Source organism: Mycolicibacterium parafortuitum (genome assembly GCF_002086815.1).
Lineage (GTDB): Bacteria > Actinomycetota > Actinomycetes > Mycobacteriales > Mycobacteriaceae > Mycobacterium > Mycobacterium parafortuitum.
The window spans coordinates 23651-32971 of sequence record NZ_MVID01000041.1; the positions used below are offsets into that span (position 1 = coordinate 23651).

Annotated in this window: 12 protein-coding genes; 5 read left to right on the forward strand and 7 right to left on the reverse strand. The window is 71.6% G+C overall.

The annotated features are described in order from the left end of the window. The first annotated feature begins 1 nt into the window (after position 1). Both BST38_RS27650 and BST38_RS27655 read left to right on the forward strand, forming a co-directional pair. A complete protein-coding gene (locus BST38_RS27650) occupies positions 2–751 on the forward strand; it encodes a DUF6390 family protein (RefSeq protein ID WP_083146731.1) in 750 nt (249 codons plus the stop codon). 100 nt (positions 752–851) lie between these two features. After that, positions 852–1070: a hypothetical protein gene (locus tag BST38_RS27655; protein WP_083146732.1), complete on the forward strand. Its 219-nt coding sequence runs from the start codon at positions 852–854 to the stop codon at positions 1068–1070. A gap of 74 nt (positions 1071–1144) precedes the next feature. On the opposite strand, the gene BST38_RS27660 is transcribed toward BST38_RS27655, so the two are convergent. Then, positions 1145–2317 carry a glycosyltransferase gene (locus BST38_RS27660; RefSeq protein WP_083146733.1) on the reverse strand — a complete coding sequence of 391 codons (1173 nt, stop codon included), beginning with the start codon at positions 2315–2317 and terminating at the stop codon, positions 1145–1147. Positions 2318–2360: 43 nt separating this feature from the next. Between BST38_RS27660 and BST38_RS27665 the strand changes: the two genes are divergently transcribed. Next, positions 2361–2831, forward strand: coding sequence for a limonene-1,2-epoxide hydrolase family protein (locus BST38_RS27665; protein WP_083146734.1), 471 nt, complete (start codon positions 2361–2363; stop codon positions 2829–2831). Positions 2832–2835: 4 nt separating this feature from the next. Here the strand turns inward: BST38_RS27665 and pspM are convergent, their stop codons facing one another. The 4 genes from pspM to pgsA all read right to left on the reverse strand — a co-directional run bounded on the left by pspM (position 2836) and on the right by pgsA (position 5663). Next, positions 2836–3648, reverse strand: coding sequence for a phage shock envelope stress response protein PspM (gene pspM / locus BST38_RS27670; protein WP_181792041.1), 813 nt, complete (start codon positions 3646–3648; stop codon positions 2836–2838). A gap of 34 nt (positions 3649–3682) precedes the next feature. Next, positions 3683–4513 (reverse strand): phage shock protein PspA, encoded by an 831-nt coding sequence (pspA, locus tag BST38_RS27675; protein WP_083146736.1) that lies wholly within the window; start codon positions 4511–4513, stop codon positions 3683–3685. Positions 4514–4643: 130 nt separating this feature from the next. Further along, positions 4644–4970 (reverse strand): transcriptional regulator ClgR, encoded by a 327-nt coding sequence (gene clgR, locus BST38_RS27680; protein WP_083146737.1) that lies wholly within the window; start codon positions 4968–4970, stop codon positions 4644–4646. A gap of 93 nt (positions 4971–5063) precedes the next feature. Continuing rightward, positions 5064–5663: a CDP-diacylglycerol--glycerol-3-phosphate 3-phosphatidyltransferase gene (pgsA, locus tag BST38_RS27685; RefSeq protein WP_083146742.1), complete on the reverse strand. Its 600-nt coding sequence runs from the start codon at positions 5661–5663 to the stop codon at positions 5064–5066. Between the two features lie 42 nt (positions 5664–5705). On the opposite strand from pgsA, the gene BST38_RS27690 reads away from it, so the two are divergent. Then, positions 5706–6227, forward strand: a complete 522-nt coding sequence (locus tag BST38_RS27690; RefSeq protein ID WP_083146738.1) for an amino-acid N-acetyltransferase — start codon at positions 5706–5708, stop codon at positions 6225–6227. A 9-nt stretch (positions 6228–6236) separates the two neighbouring features. On the opposite strand, the gene BST38_RS27695 is transcribed toward BST38_RS27690, so the two are convergent. Then, positions 6237–7289 (reverse strand): type III polyketide synthase, encoded by a 1053-nt coding sequence (locus BST38_RS27695; RefSeq protein ID WP_083146739.1) that lies wholly within the window; start codon positions 7287–7289, stop codon positions 6237–6239. Then, positions 7276–8184, reverse strand: coding sequence for a UbiA family prenyltransferase (locus tag BST38_RS27700; RefSeq protein WP_237160944.1), 909 nt, complete (start codon positions 8182–8184; stop codon positions 7276–7278). The genes BST38_RS27695 and BST38_RS27700 overlap by 14 nt, the downstream gene beginning before the upstream one ends. A gap of 45 nt (positions 8185–8229) precedes the next feature. Here BST38_RS27700 and BST38_RS27705 point away from each other — a divergent pair, with 45 nt between their 5' ends. Then, positions 8230–9270, forward strand: a complete 1041-nt coding sequence (locus tag BST38_RS27705; RefSeq protein ID WP_083146740.1) for a class I SAM-dependent methyltransferase — start codon at positions 8230–8232, stop codon at positions 9268–9270. Positions 9271–9321: the final 51 nt, after the last annotated feature.

Genomic DNA, 9321 nt, shown 5'->3' on the forward strand with positions numbered 1-9321 from the left:
CGTGTCTGCCGCTACCGAACACGCGGCCGGTCGCAGCCGGGAGGGCCACGCGCTCTTCGCGCGATTCGCCTACCCGCCCAACGAACTCGGGTACTGCGGGCCGCAGGACAGCCACGCGCTGCTGGGCGCCGGCGACCAGATAGCCGCGGTAGCACGCGAATTCGACGGCGCGTGGCCGTACCTGCAGGCCATTGCCGACGCGACGGGCACCGCCGATCCGCTCGACGCCGAGGTGGTGCACAGCTACTGGGTGGGCGGCCCGGCGCTGGACGCGGTGGACGCGGCGACGCTGCTGGAGCGGCTCCGGTCGGCGTTCACCGGGCAGGTGACCGGGCTGCTCGGCGACCTCCCCGCGGGGGCACCCGCGTCGGCGCACCACAGCTTCCATGTGCTGGTGGTCTATCCGTGGGTGCGGTTCTTGGACCGCGACCTGGGCACCGCGCTGGGCGTGCTGCAGAACTGCCGGATCCGTTGGGGCACCGTGGTTTCGGTGGACGACGAGCATGTGGTCATGAACTCCCGGCCGCTGGCCCTGGAGGATGGCGACCTGGCGCTGGCAGAGCCCGTCGCCGAACGGGTGCGGTGGCGTCGCGGGACGACGGCGCTGACCACGGCGCCCGAGGCCGGCGACGTCGTCGCCGCCCATTGGGACTGGGTGTGCGGGCCGCTCACCGACGCGGACACGGCGGCGCTGACCACCGCGACGCAGGCCACGCTGGCGCTGGTGAACGCGACCAGAAGCCGATCATGAACTGCGAAGACGTACGACGGGACGGTTTCGGCGAGCACCTCCGGGGAATCCGCCCCGGCGGCATGGCCGCGTACACGGCGGCCGGTGAGGAGTGAGGCGCATGAACGCGAGCGGATCCCGGGACACCGGGTCAGATCAACCGTCGGGCGGACCGGCGAACCGGCCGTCCGGTGCGATCGAGGACGCCGAGTCGGTACCCAGTCACGGCGAACCCGGCGAGAGCGACTTCGAGACAGGCTTCACGACGGACCCGCCGCGTGACGTCCAGCCCGAAGTGCCGCCGTATGCCGGGCGCAAGAAATCGGCCGACTCCGAGTAGGACACCGAGCGGCACTCCACCTCCCCCGGCACCGGGCGCGGCGAGCAGAGAAGCCGACCGAACGCTGGACCGAACTACGCCCGGGCGCCCAACGCGGCATGGCACACCTGTACCGGATCGGCCACCCCCGCAACGCTCGCGCCGGCCCGCCTCGCCGCCTCCCGGTAGCCCGGCGACCCGAGCACCTCCCGCACCGCGGCGGCCAGCGCGTCGGCGGTCAGCGGCCGGACGAGCTGCGCACTACCTTGCCGCACAACGCGATTGGCGATCTCCCACTGGTCTCCCCCGCCCGGGACGACGACCATCGGCACGCCGGCCAGCAGCGACTTGGCCACCGTGCCGTGCCCACCCCCGCAGATCAGCAGGTCCGCCTGGGCCAGCAGCGCGTCCTGACGGCCGAGTCCGACCACCGCCCACGGCGGCACCGCGGCGTCGGCGGCGTCCAGCCGCGACACCACCACCCGCGCCCCCGCCGGCAGCGCGTCGCCGGGCACCAGCGCGCTCAGCGCCACCTCGGCCATCCCGTCGGCGCCCGTGGTCGCGGTCGACGGGGCCACCACGACGACCGGCCCGTCGCCGGCGGGCAGCGTCAGCACCCGGGTCGTCGGCTCGTAGTGCAGCGGACCCACCACGACAGCCTCCGCCGGCCAGTCGGGACGGGGCACCTCCAGCGCCGGCAGCGTCGCGATCAGCCGGCGCGCGGGCCCGGGGTCCTCGGCGGGCAGCCCGATCCCGGCCCGGGCCTCGGCCCGCTGCCGCAACCCGTCACGCCAGGATTTCGCGCTCAGCGCCCGCAGCACGGAGTCCCGCAGCCTGCCCCGCAGCCCGGTGCCCGGCGCCAATCCGCTGCCGATCGGGGGCAGCCCCTTCGACGGGCGGTACAGCGGATGGGTGTTGAGCTCCACCCAGGGCACACCCAGCAGGTCGGCGGCCAGCCCGCCGCACGCGGTGATCGAGTCCGAGACCACCAGATCCGGCGCCAGCCCGGCGATCACGTCGCGGTTGCACACCGCCATCCGCGCCGCCCGGTGATGGATCTTGGCGCCGGCGTCGGCGTCGTCGTCCTCGGCGGTCGGGTCCAGGCCGAGCAGTTCGACCGCGTCCAGGCCTTCACGGCGCGCGGTGTCCAGCCACCGCGTACCGGTCAGCAAGGTCGGAGTATCCCCGGCGGCCAGGAATTTCAGGCACAGGGCAATCGCCGGAAAGGCGTGGCCCGGATCAGGTCCTGCGACCACGGCGACACGCATGCGGGCTACCCTGCCACAGCCTGCGCGGTTAGGCTCGGGCGATATGACCAATGAGGCTTCCGAAGACATCACCCAGGCCCCCGCCACCAGGGCAGGCACAGACGCCAAGGAGATCGTGCGGCGGTTCCTGTTCGCGCTGGAAGCCGACGACATCGACACCGTGGAATCGCTGGCGGCGCCCGAGCTGATCTGGCAGAACGTCGGCCTGCCCAGCATCCGCGGCCGCAGCAGGATCGTGCGGCTGCTGCGGCGGGCTCAGGGCAAGTACGGCTTCGCGGTGAAGTTCCACCGGATCGCCGCCGAGGGCGGCACCGTGCTGACCGAGCGCACCGACGCCATCGTCATTGGACCCCTGCGCCTGCAGTTCTGGGTGTGCGGCGCGTTCGAGGTCAACGACGCCGGCCAGATCACGCTGTGGCGGGACTACTTCGACATGCTGGACTTCCTGCTGAAGGCCCCGGTGCGCGCGGTGGTCGGCATCGCGGTGCCGTCGCTGCGCCCGAAGTTCGGCTGACGCGTCAGGCCCGGCGCAGGTGGCCCAGCTCGTCGAACGCCTGCGCCCAGCCCATCAGCCGGTCGGTGGCCGACTCGAGCTCGTCGCGGTAGCGGCGCTGCGTCATCGGTGAGCTCGACAGCGCACCAGAGTTCGCCGCCGACACCAATTGCGCTGCCGCCGAGACCATCTCGCTGTACTGCCGGGCGCCCTGCTGAAGCTGCGCGGTGAATGCGGCGATGGTCGGAGTGAGATGGGCCCGCGACTGCGGGGACGCCTTGACAGCGTTCTCCATCGACATCACCTCGATGGAGGTGGCGGCCATGGTGGCGGCGGTCCGTTCCGCGGCGACCCGCAGCTCGCCCAGTTCGTCAGTAGGCAACATCGCGCCGCGTTCCATCACCCCGAGCAGGGAGAACAGGCCGCGCTCGGAGGCCTGCAGCGCCGCCATCGGCTCCCGCGCCGCCGAGCCCCAGGGCGGTAACCGGTGCGAGACCCGCTGCGGCGGAAGGGGTTCACGGCGCAACCAGCGGTACCGCAGGAAGGCCAGCGTGGCCAGGAACGCCGCGCCGACCGCGATCGGGGACGGGATGAACAGCGCCCACACCGGGGTGTCCCACGCCGCCACCAACGCGGTCATCGCGATCCAGAACAGCGCGGACACGGTGAAGAACACCGCCAGCCGCAGCGCCCAACGCCGCTTGCGCAACAGTTTGGCGCGCGGATCGGCCGCGGCGCTGAGCCTGTCGGCGAGTACGTTCGACCATTCGGCGGCGGTGTCGACGCCGCGCTGCGTCAGGGAGCGCCACATCTGCGGCCTACTGGTCCGGGTACTCACCACTGCCCTGCCTTCCGTCATGGCTGCATAGCGGTCACTGCGACAGCGGGTTTTCCGGTGTCGGATCGGCGGCCGGGGTGGCCTGGTTCGCGTTCGGCGCCTGGGCCGGGGCCGCGGGCGTCGCGCCGCCGGCGGGCAGCTGCTCGCCGCGCATCGACGCGCGGATCTGTTCCAGGCGCGAATGGCCGGCCATCTGGACGCTGGCCTGCTGGACCTCCATCATCCGGCCCTGCACCGAGTTCTGCGCGAGCTCGGCCTGACCGATGGCGTTGGCGTAGCGGCGTTCGATCTTGTCGCGGACCTCGTCGAGGCTGGGCGTGTTGCCCGGCGCGGCGAGCTCGCTCATCGAGCGCAGCGAGTTGCTCACCTGCTCCTGCATCTTGGCCTGCTCGAGCTGGGACAGCAGCTTGGTGCGCTCGGCGATCTTCTGCTGCAGCATCATCGCGTTCTGCTCGACGGCCTTCTTGGCCTGCCCGGCGGCCTGCAGCGCCTGGTCGTGCAGCCCCTTGAGGTCCTCGACGCTCTGCTCGGCGGTGACCAGCTGCGCGGCGAACGCCTCGGCGGCGTTGTTGTACTCGGTGGCCTTGTTGGCGTCGCCGTTGGCGACGGCCTGATCCGCCAGGGTCAGCGCCTGACGCACGTTGACCTGCAGCTTCTCGATGTCGGCGAGCTGGCGGTTCAGCCGCATCTCCAGCTGGCGCTGGTTGCCGATCACCTGCGCGGCCTGCTGGGTCAGGGCCTGGTGCTGACGCTGCGCCTCCTCGATCGCCTGCTGGATCTGCACCTTCGGGTCGGCGTATTCGTCGACCTTGGAGCTGAACAGCGCCATGAGGTACTTCCACGCCTTGGTGAACGGATTGGCCATGACTTCATTCCGCCTTACGTCTGTCGTCTGTACCGGGATCGGGTGTCCGCGGCCTGTGCAAACCCGGCCGCGGCGCGTGAACCCAACTTAACGGGTCGGCGCATCTCGCCACACCCCGCGGCGGCAACTGTCAGGCCACCGCCATCGACGCGACCTGCGGAATGACGACCTTGGTGGAGACGTCGATGTTCGGGACGCCGACGGGCGCGGCGGCGCGGGACTCCTCGGCCGCGAGTTCGCCGCCGGCTTCGGTGAGCACCCGCGACAGCGGGACCTCGAGCGCGGCGCAGATCGCGTTGAGCAGCTCGCTGGAGGCTTCCTTGCGGCCGCGCTCCACCTCGGACAGGTAACCCAGGCTGACCCGCGCGGAATCCGAGACCTCACGCAGGGTGCGTCCCTGCTCGACCCGGGCGCGACGCAGAACGTCGCCGATCACTTCACGCACCAATGCCGCCATCGCGCGTCCTCCTTGCCTTGACTACGTAGAGCAACGCCCGACGGCGCCGAGATGGTTCCCGAAAACGGAGGGTTCTTTCGCGTTGGGCGCCGGTCACCCCTGCCGGGCGGGGCGCGCGCGCCAGTCCCGGAACGCGGAGACGAAGTAGTCGACGCCGGTCACGACGGTCAGCACGACAGCGACGAGCATGATGACCCACGCGGTGGTCAGCCACGCCCCGGACAACGGCATCACGAACAGCCCGATCGCGACCGCCTGCACCAGGGTCTTGAGTTTGCCTCCCCGGCTGGCCGGGATCACGCCGCGACGCAGCACCACCAACCGCAGCACCGTGACCGCGACCTCACGGACCAGGATCAGCACGGTCACCCACCACGGCAGGTCGCCGAGCACCGACAGCCCGACCAGCGCGGAGCCGATCAGCGCCTTGTCGGCGATCGGATCGGCCAAGGTGCCGAACTCGGTGACCATCCCGTAGCTGCGGGCCAGCGCGCCATCGAAGTGGTCGGTGATGACGGCCACCGCGAAGATGATGAACGCCACTGTTCGCCAATAGGTTTCGTGGCCGTCACCGACGAACATCACAACCAGGAACACCGGTACCAGCAACATCCGGAACGCGGTCAGCGCATTGGCGACGTTGGCGACGCGGGCACGGGGAACCACAGGATCGGTATGTGGTTGGCCCGGCACCGCCACAGAATACTGGTTGCGGCTGCCGATACTCTTCGGAGCATGAGCGCAGATGCGGAGGCCGCCGCCGACGAGTTCGTGGTGCGCCGCGCACGGACCTCGGATGTGCCCGGGATCAAGGCGCTCGTCGACATCTACGCGGGCAGGATCCTGCTGGAGAAGAACCTCGTCACGCTCTACGAGTCCGTCCAGGAGTTCTGGGTGGCCGAACTGGCCGGCGAGGTGATCGGCTGCGGCGCGTTGCACGTGCTGTGGTCGGATCTCGGCGAGGTGCGCACCGTCGCGGTGCATCCGAAGGTGCGCGGCAAGGGTGTCGGGCACGCGGTCGTCGAACGCCTGCTGGAGGTCGCCGCGGAGTTGCGGCTGCAGCGCATCTTCGTGCTCACCTTCGAGGTGGACTTCTTCGCCCGCCACGGTTTCAAGGAGATCGAGGGCACCCCGGTCACCGCGGAGGTGTACGAGGAGATGTGCCGCTCCTACGACACCGGTGTGGCCGAGTTCCTGGACCTGTCCTACGTCAAGCCCAACATCCTCGGCAACACCCGCATGCTGCTGATGCTGTGAGCCGCAGCCTCACCACCGCAGCAACACCAGTTCCGCGCTGACCCCGGGCCCGAGCCCGATCACCAGGCCCAGCGATCCCGGCGGCGGCGGCGCATCGAGGGTGCGGCCCAGGATGTCCAGCACCGACACCGACGACACGTTGCCGACCTCAGCGAGCGAGCGGCGGCTCGGCGCGACGGCGGCATCGGCCAGCTTCAGGCTGTTCTGCACGGCGTCGATGACCTTCGGGCCGCCGGGATGGCACACCCACGCGCTGATCTCCTCGACGGTCAGATCGTGTTCGGCCAGGAACGCCGTCACGGTGCCCGCGAGGTGCCGTTCGACCACGTCGGCGAGTTCTGCGGTGAGCACGATCCGGAACCCGTCGGAAGCCAGCCGCCAACCCAGCATGTCGCCGCTGTCGGGGTAGACCTCGCTGCGCGTGGCGAGGATGCGCGGGCCGCGCCCGCGCCCGGCCACCAGCGCGGCCGCACCGTCCCCGAACAGCCCGGTGACCACCAGGTCTGCCGTGGTGATCCGGGTGGTCGGCCAGCTCAGCGAGCACAGTTCGACCGCGACCAGCGCGGCGTGGTGATCCGGCCAGGCCAGCAGGTAGTCGTGCAACCGGGCCAGCCCGGCGGCTCCGGCGACGCAGCCCAGCCCGAAGATCGGCAGCCGTTTGATGTCCGGACGCAGCCCCAGCCGCGGGATCAGCCGCGCGTCCAGCGACGGCACCGCGACGCCGGTCACCGAGGTCACGATCAGCAGGTCGAGGTCGTCGGGGGCCAGTCCCGACGCCGCCAGCGCGTCGCGCAGCGCGGTCTCGGCGAGATCGGCCGCGGCGTCGATGTAGCGGTCGTTGGCGGCCTCCAGCGCGCTCACCTCCGCGTATTCGGTCAGCGGAAGCACAGTGTGGCGGTGCCCGACCCCGGCGGCGGCGTGCAACCGCTGCAGCGTCGCACGCTCGGCGGGGTCGATGCCGCAGAGTTCGGCGACCTTGGCGGTCAGTTCGGACTGGGTGTGGCGGTGCGGCGGGAACACCGCACGCACGGCCAGGACCGCGCTGCTGTCAGGCCTGGACATAGCCGACCACCATCAGCAGGACGACGTCGACGGCGGCGATGCCGAATGCGGCGGCGAACGGCACCCGCCCGGAGCCGACCGCGGCCACCACCGCGAGCAGGACCGCGACCACGAGCCCGGCCACCGCGACCGCGTGGAATCCCGACGCCACCAGCAGCAGCACCGATGCGGCCAGCAGCAGCACCAGCGCGCTCGCCCGCACCGCGCCGGCACCCCACCGGGCACCCACCCGCTGCGGCAGCCCGGCCACCCCGGTCGCCCGGTCGGCGGCCAGATCGGGCAGCACGTTGACGAAGTGACCGCCCAGGCCGACCAGCGCCGCCGCGGCGGTGGCGTACCAGGTCGGCAGCGGCTGCCCCGGGAGGGTGCTCGCGGCGTACGCGGGCAGCGGCCCGAACCCGAGCAGGTAGAGCAGCCCGGAGGCCGGTGTGGCCTTACCGCCCAGGTTGTAGAGCCACCCGGCGCCGATCACGACGACCAGCAGGATCGCGGTGAGCACGCTGACGGCCAGCGCCATCGCGACAGCCGCGGCCAGCGCGGTCAGCGCCGCGATCCACACCGCCCGCACCCCGATCACCCCGGTGGCCACCGGTTTGTCGGTGCGGCCCGCTGCGGCGTCGCGTGCGGCGTCGAGTGCGTCGTTGGACCACCCGATCGACAACTGGCCGGCCAGCATCGCCGCGACGGCCCACGCCGGTGCGGCGGCGGACGGCGCGGCGGTCGCGGCGAGGACGGCGACAAGTCCCGTGATGGCCAGCGACGGGCCGGGATGTCCGGCCGCGATCAGGGCCCGCGCGCGGCGAGCCGGGACGGGCGTCGTTCGTGTGTGGACCGTGATCGTCGGTCTCCCCTCATGACGCCACCGGACGGCAGAAGCAGGTGAAACGCCGCGCAATGGCCAATTGACATGGTAGTTAAAAGCGGACGGGGAGGTCCGCGAATGAGGCTTTCTTTACGCGGCGCCAACCCCGCCGAGTGGCTGGCGCTGCGCCTCGGCCTGGTCCCGACCGCGGCCGCCGAGGCCTGGGGCGGGATGGCCCTGTCGGCGGTGCTGATCACCGCTGTGCGCACCGGCATCACCGCCCGCCTGGCCGAGGGGCCCGCGTCCGCCGACGAGCTCGCCGCCGAACTGGGCCTCGATCCCGTGCCGACCCGGCTGCTCCTCGACTGCCTGCGCTCCGGCGGCCACGTAAAGGCTCGATCCGGCCGCTACCGGCTCAGCCGGTCGTCACGGCGCTGGCTGGACCCCGCGTCCCGGTTGTCGGTGGCGCAGTACGTGGCGGGCACGTCCGACTACTGGACGTGGTGGTCGGCCCTCGACGAGGTGACGCGCACCGGGCGGCCCGCCGGGCACCACGACGCACCGCCCGACGACGGGTACTGGCACCGCTACATCCACGGGCAGTTCGAGCTCGCCCGGCTCAGCGCCGCCGAGGTGGCGGGCAAGCTGGGCCTCCCTGACGGGGCACGATCGCTGCTCGACATCGGCGGCGGCCACGGCTGGTACTCGGCGGCCCTGTGTGAACGTCATCCCGGGTTGACCGCGACCGTGCTCGACCTGCCCGGCAGCGCGCGGGTCGGCCGCGAGATCATCGCCGCCGCCGGTCTGGCCGGCCGGGTTTCCCACCGCGACGGGGACGCAACCGTCGACGATCTCGGCAGCGGCTACGACGCGGTGCTGTGCTTCAACCTGCTGCACCACCTGACCGCCGAGCAGACGGTCACGCTGTTCGGCCGGATCCGCGACGCGCTCGCGCCGGGCGGCACGTTCGCCGTGATGGACGCGTTCGCCGAACCGCACCGCCGCACCTCGGCGCAGGCCAACGTGCTGGGCCTGTTCGTCTACCTGAGCTCGGGGGCGCAGGTGCATCCCCCGAGCCAGCTGCACGACTGGCTGCGCGAGGCCGGGTTCGGCGCGCCCCGCCGGATCCCGATCCTGCGGATCCCCGGGCAGGCCATGTACATCGTCAAGAAGGACTAGGGCGTGTCTGACAAATGCGGCAGCCAGAGGGTGATGGCGCGTAGGACGGCT